Below are 16,351 nucleotides of genomic sequence, written 5' to 3'. Positions count from 1 at the left end.
AAAAATGGATGCCTTCAGACCCCCACCCGACGCTTGCGGCTAAGGCCGCAGCGTCGACCTCCCCACAAGGGGGAGGTGGGCGCACGGGGCTCGCTCGTCGCGAGATCTCGGAGGCCTGGCGATGAGCACGGCGCAAGAGAAGCCCGAGACCCCCTACAACTTCGCCTATCTGGACGAGCAGACGAAGCGGATGATCCGCCGCGCCATCCTGAAGGCCGTGGCGATCCCCGGCTACCAGGTGCCCTTCGCCAGCCGCGAAATGCCGATGCCCTATGGCTGGGGCACGGGCGGGGTGCAGGTGACGGCCTCTCTCATCGGGCCGGACGATGTTCTGAAGGTCATCGACCAGGGGGCCGACGACACAACCAACGCCGTTTCCATCCGCTCCTTCTTTGCCAAGGTCGCCGGGGTGAAGACGACGACGCATACGAAGGAGGCGAGCCTCATCCAGACGCGCCACCGCGTGCCGGAGATGCCGCTCAGCGAGAACCAGATCCTCGTCTACCAGGTGCCGATCCCCGAGCCGCTGCGCTTCCTGGAGCCGCGCGAGACGGAAACGCGGCTCATGCATGCGCTGGAGGAATACGGCCTCATGCATGTGAAGCTCTACGAGGACATCGCCCGCCACGGCCATATTGCCACCACCTACGCCTATCCGGTGAAGGTGGAGGGCCGTTACGTGATGGACCCCTCGCCGATCCCGAAATTCGACAATCCGAAACTGACCAACTCGCCGGCGCTGCAGCTCTTCGGGGCGGGACGCGAGAAGCGTATCTACGCCCTGCCGCCCTATACGCGGGTGGAAAGCCTCGACTTCGAGGACCATCCGTTCCGGGTGCAGGAATTTTCCGAGCCCTGCGGCCTGTGCGGCGCGTCGGGCGTCTATCTCGACGAGGTGATCCTCGACGACCATGGCGGGCGGATGTTCGTGTGCTCCGACACCGACCATTGCGAAGGGCGGCGCGAGGCGGGCCATCGCGGCCATCTTGCCGGGGCGATGGGCGCGCCCGGCGCGGAGGCGGCCGAATGAGCGCTCCTATCGATCCCGGCGAAGCGCCGCTCCTTTCGGTCGAGCGTCTCACCCGCTTTTACGGCGAGCGGCTCGGCTGCCGCGACGTCTCCTTCGACCTTTATCCCGGCGAGGTCCTGGCCGTCGTCGGGGAATCCGGCTCCGGCAAGACGACGCTTCTCAATTGCCTGGCGGCGCGCATGAAGCTCTCCTCGGGCGCCGTGCGCTACCGCATGCGCGATGGCGAGATGCGCGACCTTGCGGCGCTCGGCGAGGCGGAGCGGCGTTTCCTGATGCGCACCGACTGGGGCTTCGTGCACCAGAATCCGGCCGACGGGCTGAGGATGAACGTCTCGGCGGGCGCCAATGTCGGCGAGCGGCTGATGGCGATCGGCGAGCGCAATTACGGCGAGATCCGCGGCTCGGCGCATGACTGGCTCAGCCGCGTCGAGGTGCCGACCGACCGCATCGACGACAGCCCGCGGGCCTTTTCGGGCGGCATGCGCCAGCGCCTGCAGATCGCCCGCAACCTCGTCACGGCGCCGCGCCTCGTCTTCATGGACGAGCCGACCGGTGGGCTCGACGTCTCCGTCCAGGCGCGGCTTCTCGACCTCATTCGCGCCCTCGTCGCCGAATTGCGCATGGCCGCTCTCGTTGTCACCCACGACCTTGCCGTGGCGCGCCTCCTCTCCCACCGCATCATGGTGATGAAGGAAGGGCGTGTCGTGGAGGAGGGGCTGACCGACCGGGTCCTCGACGATCCGCAGCGGCCCTACACCCAGCTTCTCGTCTCCTCCATCCTGCAGGTGTGAGTGATGCAGCCGCGCCTCGCCGTTTCCGGACTTTCCAAAAGCTTCACGATGCATCTGAGGGGCGGGATCCATATCCCGGTCCTGTCCGAGGCCTCCTTTGAGGTCTATCCCGGCGAATGCGTCGCCCTCGGCGGGCCCTCCGGCGCGGGCAAGAGCTCGATCCTGAAGATGGTCTACGGCAATTATGCCGCCGATGCCGGCTCCATCGTGATCGCCCGCAAGGAAGGCGGCCCGGTCGACATCGCCATCGCCGATCCGCGCATGGTGCTTTCCATCCGGCGCAGCGACCTCGGCTATGTCAGCCAGTTCCTGCGTGTTGTGCCGCGTGTCGCCGCCCGCGACCTCGTCGCCGAGCCGCTCGTGGAACGCGGGGCCGGGCGCGAGGAGGCGCTCGACAAGGCCGATGCGCTCCTTCATCGCCTCAACCTGCCGGAACGGCTCTGGCACCTGCCGCCCGCCACCTTTTCCGGCGGTGAGCAGCAGCGGGTGAACATCGCCCGGGGCTTCATCGCCGGCCATCCGCTCCTGCTGCTGGACGAGCCGACCGCCTCGCTGGACGCAGCCAACCGCGACGTCGTCATCTCCCTGATCGCGGAGGGAAAGGCGGCGGGGACGAGCTTTCTCGGCATTTTTCACGATGCGCCGACGCGCGGGCGCGTCGCCGAGCGCGAGGTCGACGTGACGGCCTTTTCGCCAAAGGCCGCCGCATGACGAAGCTCGGCGTCGCGCCCCACGTCGCGCCGAGCGCGCGGGTGGAGGAGAGCGAGCTCGGCCGCTACACCGCCATCGGCGAGCGCACGCAGTTCCTGCGCTCCAGCCTCGGCGACTATTCCTACATCACCGAGGACGGCAACGTCGCCCTCTCCAGCATCGGCAAGTTCTGCTCCATCGCCCAGAACGTGCGCATCAACGCCTCCAACCATCCGGTCTGGCGGGCGAGCCAGCACCATTTCACCTATCGCTCGGACGATTATTTCGAAGGCGCGGAGGCGGACGAGGCGCTGTTTTCCTGGCGGGCGGAGAATGCCGTCACCATCGGCCACGATGTGTGGATCGGGCATGGCGCCATCATCCTGCCGGGGGTCACCGTCGGCACCGGCGCGGTGATCGCGGCGGGGGCCGTCGTCTCGCGCGCGGTCGGCGCCTACGAGGTCGCGGCGGGCGTTCCCGCGCGGGTGATCAAGCGCCGTTTTGACCCGGAAACCGCCGCCCGGCTCGCGGCGCTCGCCTGGTGGGACTGGCCGCACGCGGCCCTTGCGGCGGCTCTTGCCGATTTCCGCGCGCTTTCCGTTACGGAATTTCTCGACAGATACGAGAAAGCGCCGCCCGTATAGATATTTGCGGCGACATGCGCCCGTCACGCGGGCGAATCGCAAGTGTCACCAAAGCGAGATCGAAGCGACAAACCCCGCTGTTAGGGAACGGCCAACCAGAAAGCCCGGATGCGGGGCAGGTGAGGCCGGATGCCAGCAGTCGCCGTCGAAAAGCTGTCGAAGCGCTACGGCAAGAAGGCTGCTCTCTCGGGCGTCAGCCTCGATATCGGGGTCGGGGAGATGGTGGCGCTGATCGGCGCTTCCGGCTCCGGCAAATCCACCCTCATCCGCCATATCGCCGGGCTTGAGCGCGGCTCCGGCGAGGGTTGCCGCATTACGGTCTTCGGCCGGCCGGCGCAGGAGAACGGCAGGCTCGCCGCCGGCGCGCGCGACATCCGCAAGAGCGTCGGCGTCATCTTCCAGCAGTTCAATCTCGTCGGGCGCCTGTCGGTGCTGACCAACGTCCTCGTCGGCTGTCTCGGTCATGTGCCGGGCTGGCGGGGCACGCTCTCGCTGTTTCCGCGCGCCGAGCGGGACAAGGCGATGGCCGCGCTCGCCCGCGTCGGCATCGCCGAGACGGCGCGCCAGCGCTCCTCCACCCTTTCCGGCGGCCAGCAGCAGCGCGCCGCGATCGCCCGCGCCCTCGTGCAGGGGGCGAAGCTGATCCTGGCCGACGAGCCGATCGCCTCGCTCGATCCGGCCTCGGCCAAGCGCGTGATGGAGACGCTGGCGGAGATCAACCAGGATGACGGCATCACCATCGTCGTCTCCCTGCACCAGGTCGAATATGCCCGCCTCTACTGTCCGCGCACCATCGCGCTGAAGGATGGAGAGGTCGCCTTCGACGGCCCGTCGACGGCGCTGACGGACGAATTCCTGCGCGAAATCTACGGCGAGGCGAGCGAGGAGCTCGTCCTTTCCGGCTCGGCGGCGCCACGCACGCGCCGCGCCGCGCCGGTCGCCGCGCGCAAGGAGCTGGCTGCCACAGCCATCTGATCCCCCCGCAAGATATTGCGGGCCAACCGAGGAGCCTCAGGATGAACGTATTTGCCAAGGGCCTTGCGGCCGCCACGCTGGTGGCCTCGCTCGCCGCCTCCACCGCCATGGCGGAGACGAGCGAGATCAATTTCGGCATCATCTCCACCGAATCCAGCCAGAACCTGAAGACCGTCTGGGATCCGTTCCTCGCCGACATGTCCGAGCAGACGGGTCTCAAGGTCAACGCCTTCTTCGCCTCCGATTATGCGGGCGTCATCGAGGGCATGCGCTTCGGCAAGGTCGACGTCGCCTGGTTCGGCAACAAGTCGGCGATGGAAGCGGTCGACCGCTCCAAGGGCGAGGTCTTCGCCCAGACCGTCGATGTGGAAGGCAATCCGGGCTACTGGTCGGTGCTCATCACCCAGGCCGACAACGACAAGCTCAACTCGCTCGAGGACGTGCTGAAGTGCGACAAGTCGCTCGATTTCGGCATCGGCGACCCGAACTCCACCTCCGGCTTCCTCGTGCCGACCACCTTCATCTTCGCCAAGAACGGCGTGCGCCCGCAGGATTGCTTCAAGACGGTGCGCAACGCCAACCATGAGGCGAATGCGATGGCGACCGCCAACGGCCAGGTCGACGTCGCCGCCAACAACACGGAGAATCTGCGCCGCCTCGAGGTCACGGCCCCCGAAGCGCGCAAGAAGATCAAGGTGATCTGGCAGTCGCCGCTGATCCCGTCCGATCCGCTCGTCTGGCGCGCCGACCTCGACGAGGACGCCAAGCGCAAGGTCTACACCTTCATCATGAGCTACGGCCGCCTCGGCACGCCGGAGGAAGTCGCGTCCGCCCGCCAGGTCCTGTCCGGTCTCGGCTGGGCGCCGTTCCGCCCGTCCTCCGATGCGCAGCTCTACCCGATCCGCATCATGGAGATCACCAAGCAGGAAGCGCGCATCTCGGCCGCCGACAACATGTCGGACGACGAGAAGAAGGCCGAGCTCGAAAAGCTCGCCAGCGAGAAGGACAAGATCCAGAAGCTGATGGACACCGTCCCGCAGTCCTGAGCGGCTCTTGCCTTGACCCACGGCGCCGGACCCAGCGTCCGGCGCCCCTTCCTGCCGGAGACCCTTTTCCATGGATGCAGCCCATAGTGCCGGCAAGGGCGCCGCGCCGACCGCTGCCGGTGCCCGTGCCAGTGCCAGTGCCGGGGCCGGGGCCGGCAAGGTGGCGCTGCCGCCGCGAAGCCTTTCGGAGCGCCTTTATTCCCTTTTGATCTGGGGCGGCGTGGCGCTGGTGCTCGTCTGGAGCTGGGGCCCGTCGGAGATGTGGCGGATCCCCCATCTGTGGTCCGACGCCGGCAACATGGCCGAATATGCCGGCGGCTTCCTGTCGCCGAACTTCCGCGACTGGCGCTACTATGCGAGCGAGATGGTGCTGACGGTGCAGATCGCCGTCTGGGGCACGGTTCTGGCGATCGTCTTCGGCATTCCCTTCGCGCTTCTCTCCTCCTCCAACATCGCGCCGATATGGATCGTCCAGCCGGTGCGCCGGCTGATGGACGCCACACGTGCCATCAACGAACTCGTCTTCGCCGTCCTCTTCGTCACGGCCGTCGGCCTCGGCCCCTTCGCCGGCGTCATGGCGCTCTTCGTCCACAATACGGGTATCATCGCCAAGCTCTTCTCCGAGGCGGTCGAGGCGGTCGACCCCCGGCCCGTGGAAGGCATCCGCGCCACCGGGGCAAGCCGGCTGCAGGAGATCGTCTTCGGCGTGGTCCCACAGGTCGCACCGCTGTGGATCTCCTTCTCGCTCTATCGTTTTGAGACGAATGTGCGCCAGGCGACGGTGCTCGGAATCGTCGGAGCGGGGGGAATCGGCCAGGTGCTGTTTGAATCGATCCGGTCTTTCCTCTACGCGGAGACGGCCGCGATCATCCTGATCGTGATCGTCACCGTCTCGATCGTCGACATCATCTCCCAGCAGCTCCGCAAGGCGGTGATCTAGACCGAAGAAAAAGCAAGAGAATGCGCGCTGCGATCTATTTCACCTCGGCTCCCGGCCATCCCATTACGGAGGCCGCGCGGCGCTGGCTCGGCCGCGATGCCGTCTTCGGGCAGGACGTGCAGCAGGCCTCTCCCGCGGGCCTTTCGCAGGAGGAGATGGCGGCGCTGACGGCCTCGCCGCGCCGCTACGGCTTCCATGCGACGCTGAAGCCGCCCTTCCGGCTCGCCGAGCCGTTCGACATCGCCGGGCTCGACCGGGCGCTCGCCGCCTTCTGCAAGAGCCGCGCGACCTTCGATCTCGGCCTGATGAAGATCAAGCGCATCGGCGAATTCTTCGCGCTCGTTCCGGCGCAGGCGCCGACCGAGCTGGAAGTGCTCGCCGCCGATGTGGTGCGCCAGTTCGACCGCTTCCGCGCGCCCCTCACCGAGGCGGAAATCGCCCGCCGCAAGCCGGAGAGCCTGAGCGAGCGCCAGCGCGCCTATCTGGAGCGCTGGGGCTCTCCCTACGTCTTCCGCGACTTCCGTTTCCACATGACGCTGACCGGTCCGGTCGGCGAAGCGCGGCAGGAGACGGTGAAGCGCGCCCTCAAGCAGCATTTCGCCGCCGCGCTCAGATCCCCCCTGGCCGTCGAGGCCGTCTCGATCTTCGTCGAGGCGGAAGCCGGCGCGCCCTTCCTCCAGAAATCGCGCCGGGAGCTTCAGAAATCGGCGCGTCCGGTGATACCCGCATGAACGAGACCGTCTTCCGCAATGCCCGCATGGTGCTCGCCGAGAGCATGCACGACGGCGACATCGTCATTCGGGGAGAGACCATCGCTGAGATCGGCGATCCCGGTTCCGGCCGGGACGGGCACGACCTTGAGGGCGACTATCTCCTGCCCGGGCTCGTGGAACTCCACACCGACCACCTGGAAAGCCATTACGCCCCCCGGCCGGGCGTGCGCTGGAACCCGGCCGTCGCCGTCCAGGCGCACGATGCGCAGATCGCCGGCTCGGGCATCACGACGGTACTCGACGCGCTGCGCGTCGGCGCCGACGAGGACGCCAGGGTCGATGCCGACGAGATGCGCTCTCTCGCCGACGCGATCGAGGAATGCCAAGTGCGCGACCGGCTTCGGGCCGAGCATTTCATTCATCTGCGATGCGAGGTCTCCGCCTCCGACGTGATGGAGGGCTTTGCCCGCTTCGACGACGACCGGCGGGTGCGCCTCGTCTCTCTGATGGACCACACGCCCGGCCAGCGCCAGTTCGTCAGCTTCGACGCCTACAAGCTCTACTACCAGGGCAAGACCGGCATGCCGGACGAGGAGTTCCAGGCCTTCGTCGACCGCCGTCTCGCCGATGCCGGCCGCTGGGCGCCGGGGCACAGGAAGGCGCTGTCGGAGGCGTGCAGGGCGCGCGGCATCGTGCTCGCGAGCCATGACGACGCCACCGAGGTGCATGTCGCCGAGGCCGTGGAACAGGGCGTCCATCTCGCCGAGTTCCCGACGACGATGGCGGCGGCGCGCGCCTCTCACGCCGCTGGCATGCAGGTGCTGATGGGCGCGCCCAACGTGGTGCGCGGCGGCTCGCATTCCGGCAATGTCGCGGCCGCCGAGCTGGCCTCCGTCGGCGTGCTCGACGTGCTTTCCTCCGACTACGTGCCCTTCAGCCTCTTGCAGGCGACCTTCATCCTCGCCGAGGAGCCGCATGGCCTGTCGCTCCCCGAGGCGGCCGCGATGGTGACCTCGAAGCCCGCCGAGGCCGTCGGCCTTTTCGACCGCGGCGTCATCGCGCCGGGCAAGCGGGCCGACCTCATCCAGGTGCGTCTCGACGAGGGGGTGCCGGTGGTGCGCTCCGTCTGGCGGCAGGGGCGGCGCGTCGCCTGACATGCGAGCGCAGGGCGGCGAAAGCCGCGGCACGCTGGTGCTGGTCGTCGGCCCGAGCGGCGCCGGCAAGGATTCCCTCATCGGCTATTGCCGCGAGCGGCTCGCCGACGACCCCTCGGTGGTCTTTCCGCGCCGGGTGGTGACGCGCGCCGAGGGCGCCTTCGAGGACCATGCGAGCCTTGCCGAGGAGGCTTTCGCGCGCGAGGCCGAAGCCGGCGCCTTTGCGCTCCACTGGCGCGCGCACGGGCTCAGCTACGGCATCCCGGCCTCGGTGGCGGGCGAGCTTCAGGGCGGCTGCTCGGTTGTCGTCAATGTCTCGCGCCTTGCCGTCGAAGAGGCGCGGCGGCGCTTTTCCCCGCTCATCGTCGTGCTCGTCTCGGCGCGGCGCGAGGTTCTGGCGGAGCGCCTGCGCGGCCGGGGACGGGAAAGCGAGGAGGAGATCGCACGCCGGCTCGACCGGGCCGAACTCGCCGACCTCTCCGGTCCCGACGTCTATCCGCTCGACAATTCCGGCCATCTTTCGGTTGCGGGAGAGGCGCTGCTGGCGCTTCTGAAGGGCTGCGCGGCAAGCGCGGGGCAGGGGAGCCTGCGGCCGCTTTAGCCCCTCTCCGCCAGGAGCGTCCGCACCACTTTCTCCACGCTCGTGCGCCAGGGCGGGCAGCGATAGCCGAAGACGGCTTCGAAACGGTCGGAAGCGAGCCTGGAATTTTTCGGCCGCGCCGCCTTCTGCGGATATTCGGCGCTCGTAATGGCGCGGACCTCCGCATACGGCCCACCCGCCTCGCGGCTTGCCTCGAACACCGCACGGGCAAGGCCGCACCAGCTCGTCTCGCCGGTCCCGGCGAGGTGGTAGACGCCGGCGATCTGTGCCTCTGGCTCCGCCTGCCATCTCTCCGCCACGGCGAGGATCGCATCGGCGATGTCGAGGGCGGAGGTGGGGTTGCCCCATTGGTCGTCGACGACGGCAAGCTCGCCGCGCGTCTCGGCCAGATCCAGCATGGTGCGCACGAAGTTGCGCGAAAACGGGCTGTAGACCCAGGCGGTGCGCAGGATGACGTGGCGTGGGTTCACCGCCGCGACGGCCTCCTCGCCGGCCAGCTTGCTGGCGCCGTAGACGTTGCCGGGAGCGGTCGGCGCATCCTCTCGATGCGGCGCCTCGCCGGTGCCGGCGAAGACGTAGTCGGTCGAAAGATGGATGACCGGCACGCCGAGCCGCGCCGCCGCCGCCGCCACCTCGCCGGCTCCGCGCGCGTTGGCGGCGAAGGCGGTTTCCGGCTCGTCCTCGGCCCGGTCGACCGCCGTGTAGGCCGCCGCCGAGACGACGATGTCGGGCCGGGCGGCTTCGATGGCGGGGGCGATGGTCTGCGGCTCGGCGAGATCGAGCTCGGGACGCCCGAGGGCGACGAAGTCGATCTTCGCCGCGCCCGCCGTGCGCTCGGCGAGCGCGCGGGCGACCTGGCCCTTTCTGCCGGTGACGAGGAGCCGGATCACCGGCCCGCCGGGATCGTGCCGAGGCGCTCGCCCCGGTAGCGGCCCTCGCGCAGCGGGCGCCACCACCATTCGTTGTCGAGATACCAGTCGACGGTACGGGCAAGGCCGCTCTCGAAGCTCTCATGGGCTCGCCAGCCGAGCTCCGTCTCGATGCGCGAAGGGTCGATGGCGTAGCGCAGATCGTGGCCCGGCCGGTCGCTCACGAAGGTGATGAGGTCGCGGTGGCTCGTTCCGTCCCGGCGCGGGCGCTTTGCGTCGAGGACGTCGCAGATCGTCTCCACGACCTGGAGGTTGGAGCGCTCGGCCCTGCCGCCGATGGCATAGGTCTCGCCGACCCTGCCGCGCGTGAAGATCAGCTCCAGCGCGCGGGCATGGTCTTCGACGAAAAGCCAGTCGCGCACGTTCGAGCCGTTGCCGTAGACCGGCAGCTTCTCCCCGTGGAGGGCGTTGAGGATGACGAGCGGGATCAGCTTTTCGGGGAAGTGGAACGGCCCGTAATTGTTGGAGCAGTTGGAAAGGACCACCGGCAGGCCGTAGGTGGCGTGCCAGGCGCGCACGAAATGGTCGGATGCCGCCTTGGAGGCCGAATAGGGTGAGCGCGGCCGGTAGGGCGTCGCCTCGGTGAAACGCTCGCTGCCTTCGAGCTCCAGTTCGCCGAAGACCTCGTCGGTGGAGACATGGTGGAAGCGGAAATCCTCCGCGGCCTTGCCGGACAGGCCGCGCCAGTGATCGAGCGCGGCGGAGAGCAGGCGGAAGGTGCCGACGACGTTCGTCTCCACGAAGGCGGCCGGCCCGTCGATGGAGCGGTCGACATGGCTCTCGGCGGCCAGATGCACGACCTTGTCGATCCGCTCGGCGGCGAGGAGATCGACGATCGCGGGCGCGTCGGCGATGTCGAGCCGGTGGAAGGCGTAGTTCGGCGCATCGGCGAGCGCGCGCAGCGAATCGAGATTGCCGGCATAGGTGAGCTTGTCGAGATTGACGACGCGCTCCGCGCCGGCGGCGACCAGATGGCGGCAGAGCGCCGAGCCGATGAAGCCCGCTCCGCCCGTGACGAGAACTCTCATCGCGACCGCCCCTTCGTCACGGATAGAGAAAGGTTTCGGCCTCGCCGAGGAGCGGTGCATTGCGGTCTCGGTCGGACAGGATCGGCCGGACATTGCCGAGCGGCCAGTCGATGCCGATCTGCGGGTCGTCGAAGCGCAGGTTGCGGTCGTGCTCGGGCGCGTAATAATCGGTGACCTTGTAGATCACCTCCGTATCCGGCTCGAGGGTCAGGAAACCGTGGGCGAAGCCGACCGGGACCAGGAACTGGTTCCACTTCTTCGCCGAAAGCTGGATGCCCACCCATTTGCAGAAGGTCGGCGAGCCGCGGCGGATATCGACGGCGACGTCGAAGACGCTGCCCTTCACCACGCGCACGAGCTTGGCCTGGGCGTGGGGGTGGAGCTGATAGTGCAGGCCACGCAGCACGCCCGCTTCGCCCGAGCGCGAATGGTTGTCCTGCACGAAGGTATGCTCGATGCCGTGCTCGGCCATGGAGCGGGCGTTGTAGGTCTCGGAGAAGAAGCCGCGCGCGTCCTCGTGCAGGCGCGGCGAGATTTCGAAAACGCCCGGAAGGCCGAGCTCCCTGACCTCAAGCACGGGCGAGCTCCCCGATGCGGCGGCGCAGATAATCGGCATAGGCCGTCTTGCCGAGCTGGCCGGCGCGGGCCAGCACCTCCTCGGCGGAAAGGTAGCCGAGTTCGAAGGCGATCTCTTCGGGACACATCACCTGAATTCCCTGTCGGTGGACGATCGTGCGCACGAACGAGGACGCGTCGTGCAGGCTGTCATAGGTGCCGGTATCGAGCCAGGCAAAGCCGCGGCCGAGGCGGCAGACATTGAGGTCGCCGCGCTGCAGATAGGCGCGATTGACATCGGTGATCTCCAGTTCTCCGCGCGCCGAGGGACGGATGCCGGCGGCGATGTCGAGAACGTCGTTGTCATAGAAGTAGAGCCCGGTGACCGCCCAGGACGATTTCGGCTCGGAGGGCTTTTCCTCGATGGTTTCGGCCTTGCCGGTCGCCTTGTCGAAGGAGACGACGCCGTAACGCTGCGGGTCTTCCACATGGTAGGCGAAGACGGTCGCGCCGGAGCTGGCTGCCGCCGCGTCCTTCATCAGCCGCGAGAGCCCGGCTCCGTAGAAGATGTTGTCGCCCAGGATGAGGGCCGCCGCGTCGTTTCCCACGAAGCTGCGGCCGATGATGAAGGCCTCGGCGAGCCCGTTGGGCGCGGCCTGCTCGGCATAGGAGATCGACACGCCGAAGGCCGAGCCGTCGCCCAGGAGCTTCTGGAAAGCCGGCAGGTCGTGCGGCGTGGTGATGACCAGAACCTCGCGGATGCCGGCCAGCATCAGCGTCGACAGCGGATAGAAGATCATCGGCTTGTCGTAGACCGGCAGGAGCTGCTTGGAGGCCGTGATCGTCAGGGGATAGAGCCGCGTGCCGCTGCCGCCGGCGAGGATGATGCCCTTCATGTCCTACCTTTGCGGCCGGTGCCTGAACGGTCCGCAAGCCGGGCAGCGATCCGGACCGCGGCGCGCCCGTGCCGCCCTGTGCGGCCCGCCGACGCGAGGTCGGCATAGTCGAAATGGCGCGCCGGGTCGATAACCGGAACGCGGTGCTGTCAGCGCAGAGGAAGAAAAGACGGGGGCCGACCTCCCGAACGGGCCGGCCCCCGCTTCGCCGTCAGAATGCCGGCCCGGATGGAGCTCAGCCCTGGCGGCCGAAGATGTCGGAGGTGATGCCGGCGTACCAGCCGAGCGATTCCTCGTAGGTCGCCTTCCTGAGCGCCGGATCCTCGTGGGTCTGGCTGATGAAGGAGGTGGTGGAGGCGATCTTCTCTTCCGTCGGGGCGTATTGCGCGCCCACCTTCACGCCGTCGTCAGGGGCGATCAGGCTCCAGCAGGTATTGGCGTAGCGGGCCGGGAAGACCTTCGATCCGGTCAGGTCGCCGCGCACGTTCATCGCCGCCACCTTCGCCTGACTGTTGGCCGAGAAGGCGGATTTCGGCATGTCGCCGGCGATGGCGGCGTCGCCGAGGACGAAGATGTTCTCGTCCATGGTGGAGCGCATCGATTCGGCGTCGATCGGGCAGAAGCCGTTCTCGCTGACGAGCCCGGCCTGATGGGCGATGGCGCCGGCCTTCTGCGCCGGGATGACGTTGACGAGGGCGCCCTTGAAGGTGTCGAAATCCGTCTCCACCGTGCCCTTTTCGGGATCGACGCCCTTGATGCCGCCGTGGATCTCGGGCCCGTACCATTCGACCATGCCCGGATAATGCGCCTCCCAGCCCTCCTGGAAGAGGCCCTGCTTGGAGAACTTCTCCTTCGGGTCGAGGATGATGATCTTGGAATCCGTGAAGCCCTTGGACTTCAGGATATGGGCGAACATGGAGGCGCGCTCGTAGGGGCCGGGCGGACAGCGATAGGGGTTCGGCGGCGTCACCATGACGATCTGCTGGCCGTTCTCCACCGCCTCCAGCTTCTCCTTCAGGAGCTTCGTCTGCGGGCCGGCCTTCCAGGAATGCGGCATGATCTGCGCCGCTTCCTCGGAATAGCCGGGGACGGAATCCCAGATGAAGTCGATGCCCGGCGAGACGACGAGCCGGTCGTAGGGCACCCGGCCGCCATCGGCCATGACGACCTCCTTCGCCTCGCGGTCGACGGCCTCGGCCCGGCCGTTCACCACCGAGATCCCGTAATTGGCGGCAAGGACGTCGTAGGTGTGGGTGATGGACTGGAAGCTGCGGAAGCCGCCGAGATAGAGGTTGGAGAAGAAGCAGGTGGTGTATTGCGGATTGGCCTCGATCAGCGTGACGTCGATGGCGCCTTCCGAATCCTTGGAAATGTAGCGCGCCGCCGTCGCCCCGCCGGCGCCGCCGCCGATGACGACGACACGCGGCCGATCCTGGGCGCGCAGATAGGTGGGCAAGGCGAGGCTGGCCGCCGCCGCGCCCGCCCAAATGCCGAAGGTCCGGCGTGTCATGGATGTCATTTTTTCGCTCCCCTCAAATGGCCGCCCATCTCATTGTGGTGTGAGCGAGCCGAAATATGCCGCCAGGGCGGCGATCTCGTCGTTGCCGAGATTTCTCGTCACCATGCGCATCACCTCATGGGCGCGCACGTTGGTCTTGTATTCGAACAGGGCCCGCACGAAGGCGACCCGGGGCCAGCCGACGATGGAGGGAATGCCGTCGGCACGCCCGGATGGCTGGTGGCAGGTGACGCATTCATTGGCGAGGTACTGGCCGAGGGCGGGGTCGCCCTCGATGTTCATGGCGAGCGCGCCGATCTCGTCGCGCGGCGCGGGCGCGGCGCCCGGATCGGCCGCGGGCGCGCCGGCCGAGGCCGCTTCCAGGTAGGCGATCAGGTTCGCCCGATCCTCATTTCCCGCCATGCCGCGGAAGGACATGCGCGTGCCCGGCACATAGGCCTGCGGCCTCTTCAGGTAGACGTCGAGCGTCTGGGCATTCCAGACGAGCCCCTGCGCGCCCTTGCGGCGAAGGGCGAGCGAATAGGCAAAGCCCTCAAGGCTGCCCGCCTCGCGGCCGAACACCCTGTCGAGGTGCGGGCCGATGCCATGGCGGGCGCCCTCGCCGACCTGATGGCAGGACCGGCAGGCCGAAAACACCTTCTCGCCCTCGGCGGGATCGCCGCCGGCGAGCGCGCTGCCGCAGGAAAGCGCGGCGAGCGCAAGGCCTGCCGAACGGCCGAGCCCGCGCCGTCGCTGACGCATGGCCTTTCCTCCTCATCGGGAGGCGGTTCAGGCGCGGCCCCTCAGTCGACGGAGCCGGCGCCTGCCCCCTCCTCGTCGTCGATGCTTCCCGGCGTGACGTCGAGAATGCGCGCATGCATGACGATCTTCACCGGCTCCGGCGTGCACGCGCTCATGCAAGGCTCGGCATCGGCGGCGTAATGCGCTTCTTCCTGGCGGTCGTCGGGAATGAAGTTGCCTTCATTGGGCAGATGGATGTCGGCGAAATTCGCCTTGGAGAGCTCGAACTCCTCGTCCGTGACCACGTCGTTGAGGTAGAGCAGATAGGCGGTCAGGGCGTAGATCTGGTCATCGCTCAGCGAATGCGCATTGCCGAAGGGCATGGCGCGGCGGATGTAGTCGTACACCGTGGAGAGGTACGGCCAGTAGGAGCCGATGGTCTTTTCCGGCCGTTCGTTGGTGAGGGAATCGAGACCGCCGGCAAGCACCGGATAGCGCCCGGCGCCCTCGCCGAAGACGCCGTGGCAGACGGCGCATTGCTCCTGGAAGAGTTCGTCGCCTTCCGCGACGGTGCCGCGACCCTCCGGCAGCCCCGTTCCGTCCGGGCGGATATCGATGTCCCAGGCGGCCACTTCCTCCGGGGTCGCCTCGCGGCCGAGCCCGAAGGCGCCGGGCTGATGCGGCGCGAAGGGCGCGCCCGCCGCCGCGGGCTCCTCGGCGACGGCCGTGCGCTGGCCGGCGAGCAGGAAGGGGGCGGCAAAGGCCGCGACGGTGACCGCGAGCGCGGCCGCGAGCTTAAGCGACTTCGACATTCTCGACCGTCCCGTCGGCTTTGACATGCCAGGTCTGGATGCCGTTGTTGTGGTAGATGGAGTTCTCGCCGCGGGCGAGGCGGAGCTCGTCCTTGGTCGGCTGCACGAAGCCGTGCTCGTCCATGGCCCGCGACTGGATCAGCAATTCCGAGCCGTCCCAGTCGATATCGAGATAGAAGCGGTGCAGCGCCTTCGGCAGGCTCGGCCCGTCGAGGCGCGCCGTTTTCCAGTTGCGCCCGCCATCGGTGGTCACGTCCACCCGCTTGATGGTGCCGTTGCCGGACCAGGCGAGGCCGGAAATGACCAGCGGGCCCTTGCCGTGGGCCACGGGAAGCTGCGGGCTCGGGCTGGTGATGACGGACTTCACCTCCATCAGCCAGGTGAAGCGCCGGGCCGTGCCGTTCGCCAGAAGGTCGGTGTATTTCGAGGTTTCCTCGCGCTGCTGCCAGGGCTGGTCGCCGACCTCGATGCGGCGCAGCCACTTCACCCACATATTGCCTTCCCAGCCCGGCACGACGAGCCGGAGCGGATAGCCCTGCTCGGGGCGAAGCGCCTCGCCGTTCATCTTGAAGGCGATGAGACAGTCGTCGAGCGCCTTCTCGATCGGCACCGAACGCGTCATCATCGCGGCGTCGGCACCCTCCGGCAGGACCCATCTGGCGTTCGTCTTGAGGCCGGCTTCCTCCAGCACGGTCTTCAGCGGCACGCCCGTATACATGACGCAATGGACCATGCCGTGCGTGTACTGGCAGCCGTTGAGCTGCGAGCCGCGCCATTCCATGCCGGAATTGGCCGCGCATTCCAGGAAGTAGACGCGATTGACGCGCGGAAAGCGCATCAGGTCCTGCATGGTGAAGACGAGGGGCTTTTCGACGAGGCCGTTGATCATCAGCCGGTGCTGGGCCGGGTCGATCTCGGCGATGCCGGCATGATGGCGCTCGAAGCACAGGCCGTTCGGAGTGATGATGCCGTCGAGGTCGTGCAGTGGGGTAAAGTTGACCGAACTCTCGGTGGAGGCGGTGAGCCATTCCACGTCGCGGCGCACGACATGCGCCTCGAACTGCGACGGGGTGCCGTAGGGCCGGGCCTGAACGCCATCGCCGAGATAGCGGTTCCAGTCCTGCACTTCGAGGATGGCCGGATCGCCGCCGGCGGAGGCGGCGCGCGCCGAAAGCGCTGCCCCACCCATGGCGAGGCCCGCGGTGAGGAGACCCCGGCGGTTGATGCCCTTCTTCGCTTGCATCCCTTGCTCCTGCCTGCCGCGCACCGCACGACATATGCAAAGTTTTCTATGTATAGCGCGAATGA

18 protein-coding genes are annotated in these 16,351 nt (G+C 67.8%); 10 read left to right on the top strand and 8 right to left on the bottom strand.

Going from position 1 to position 16,351, the window contains the following annotated elements; all coding sequences use genetic code 11:
• Positions 1-121: 121 nt before the first annotated feature.
• The 10 genes from CLD20_RS01950 (at position 122) to phnN (ending at position 8,584) form a co-directional block, all read left to right on the top strand.
• Positions 122-1,030, top strand: coding sequence for an alpha-D-ribose 1-methylphosphonate 5-phosphate C-P-lyase PhnJ (locus tag CLD20_RS01950; RefSeq protein WP_224404905.1), 909 nt, complete (start codon positions 122-124; stop codon positions 1,028-1,030).
• On the top strand, positions 1,027-1,821 hold the full coding sequence (phnK, locus tag CLD20_RS01945; protein ID WP_224404904.1) for a phosphonate C-P lyase system protein PhnK: 795 nt from the start codon (positions 1,027-1,029) through the stop codon (positions 1,819-1,821). Before CLD20_RS01950 ends, phnK begins: the two co-directional genes overlap by 4 nt.
• Before the next feature lie 3 nt (positions 1,822-1,824).
• Positions 1,825-2,532, top strand: a complete 708-nt coding sequence (gene phnL, locus CLD20_RS01940; RefSeq protein WP_224404903.1) for a phosphonate C-P lyase system protein PhnL — start codon at positions 1,825-1,827, stop codon at positions 2,530-2,532.
• Positions 2,529-3,155, top strand: coding sequence for a DapH/DapD/GlmU-related protein (locus tag CLD20_RS01935; protein ID WP_224404902.1), 627 nt, complete (start codon positions 2,529-2,531; stop codon positions 3,153-3,155). Before phnL ends, CLD20_RS01935 begins: the two co-directional genes overlap by 4 nt.
• A gap of 129 nt (positions 3,156-3,284) precedes the next feature.
• On the top strand, positions 3,285-4,130 hold the full coding sequence (gene phnC / locus CLD20_RS01930) for a phosphonate ABC transporter ATP-binding protein (RefSeq protein WP_224404901.1): 846 nt from the start codon (positions 3,285-3,287) through the stop codon (positions 4,128-4,130).
• Between the two features lie 41 nt (positions 4,131-4,171).
• Positions 4,172-5,176, top strand: a complete 1,005-nt coding sequence (gene phnD / locus CLD20_RS01925; RefSeq protein ID WP_224404900.1) for a phosphonate ABC transporter substrate-binding protein — start codon at positions 4,172-4,174, stop codon at positions 5,174-5,176.
• Between the two features lie 70 nt (positions 5,177-5,246).
• Positions 5,247-6,116, top strand: coding sequence for a phosphonate ABC transporter, permease protein PhnE (phnE, locus tag CLD20_RS01920; protein ID WP_224404899.1), 870 nt, complete (start codon positions 5,247-5,249; stop codon positions 6,114-6,116).
• A 20-nt stretch (positions 6,117-6,136) separates the two neighbouring features.
• Positions 6,137-6,847, top strand: a complete 711-nt coding sequence (locus tag CLD20_RS01915; protein ID WP_224404898.1) for a DUF1045 domain-containing protein — start codon at positions 6,137-6,139, stop codon at positions 6,845-6,847.
• Positions 6,844-7,983, top strand: coding sequence for an alpha-D-ribose 1-methylphosphonate 5-triphosphate diphosphatase (locus CLD20_RS01910; RefSeq protein ID WP_224404897.1), 1,140 nt, complete (start codon positions 6,844-6,846; stop codon positions 7,981-7,983). Before CLD20_RS01915 ends, CLD20_RS01910 begins: the two co-directional genes overlap by 4 nt.
• Position 7,984: 1 nt before the next feature.
• A complete protein-coding gene (gene phnN / locus CLD20_RS01905; RefSeq protein WP_224404896.1) occupies positions 7,985-8,584 on the top strand; it encodes a phosphonate metabolism protein/1,5-bisphosphokinase (PRPP-forming) PhnN in 600 nt (199 codons plus the stop codon).
• Here the strand turns inward: phnN and rfbD are convergent.
• From rfbD to soxC, 8 genes are all read right to left on the bottom strand, one after another.
• Positions 8,581-9,471, bottom strand: a complete 891-nt coding sequence (gene rfbD, locus CLD20_RS01900) for a dTDP-4-dehydrorhamnose reductase (protein WP_224405049.1) — start codon at positions 9,469-9,471, stop codon at positions 8,581-8,583. The two genes, phnN and rfbD, sit on opposite strands and share 4 nt — an antisense overlap.
• Complete coding sequence (rfbB, locus tag CLD20_RS01895; protein ID WP_224404895.1) at positions 9,471-10,541, bottom strand: dTDP-glucose 4,6-dehydratase; 1,071 nt, start codon at positions 10,539-10,541, stop codon at positions 9,471-9,473. Before rfbB ends, rfbD begins: the two co-directional genes overlap by 1 nt.
• A gap of 16 nt (positions 10,542-10,557) precedes the next feature.
• Positions 10,558-11,118 (bottom strand): dTDP-4-dehydrorhamnose 3,5-epimerase, encoded by a 561-nt coding sequence (rfbC, locus tag CLD20_RS01890; RefSeq protein WP_224404894.1) that lies wholly within the window; start codon positions 11,116-11,118, stop codon positions 10,558-10,560.
• Positions 11,111-11,992 (bottom strand): glucose-1-phosphate thymidylyltransferase RfbA, encoded by an 882-nt coding sequence (gene rfbA / locus CLD20_RS01885; protein ID WP_224404893.1) that lies wholly within the window; start codon positions 11,990-11,992, stop codon positions 11,111-11,113. Before rfbA ends, rfbC begins: the two co-directional genes overlap by 8 nt.
• Before the next feature lie 235 nt (positions 11,993-12,227).
• Entirely contained in the window at positions 12,228-13,511 is a 1,284-nt protein-coding gene (locus CLD20_RS01880; RefSeq protein ID WP_224404892.1) for an NAD(P)/FAD-dependent oxidoreductase, read from the bottom strand.
• A gap of 30 nt (positions 13,512-13,541) precedes the next feature.
• On the bottom strand, positions 13,542-14,252 hold the full coding sequence (locus CLD20_RS01875; protein WP_224404891.1) for a c-type cytochrome: 711 nt from the start codon (positions 14,250-14,252) through the stop codon (positions 13,542-13,544).
• 41 nt (positions 14,253-14,293) lie between these two features.
• Complete coding sequence (locus CLD20_RS01870) at positions 14,294-15,043, bottom strand: c-type cytochrome (protein WP_224404890.1); 750 nt, start codon at positions 15,041-15,043, stop codon at positions 14,294-14,296.
• Positions 15,027-16,286, bottom strand: coding sequence for a sulfite dehydrogenase (soxC, locus tag CLD20_RS01865; protein ID WP_224404889.1), 1,260 nt, complete (start codon positions 16,284-16,286; stop codon positions 15,027-15,029). The genes CLD20_RS01870 and soxC overlap by 17 nt, the downstream gene beginning before the upstream one ends.
• Between the last annotated feature and the right edge of the window lie 65 nt (positions 16,287-16,351).

The sequence above is a fragment of the Afifella sp. IM 167 genome, assembly GCF_020144925.1.
GTDB lineage: Bacteria > Pseudomonadota > Alphaproteobacteria > Rhizobiales > Afifellaceae > Afifella.
This window is presented reverse-complemented; position numbering and strand designations above follow the sequence as displayed.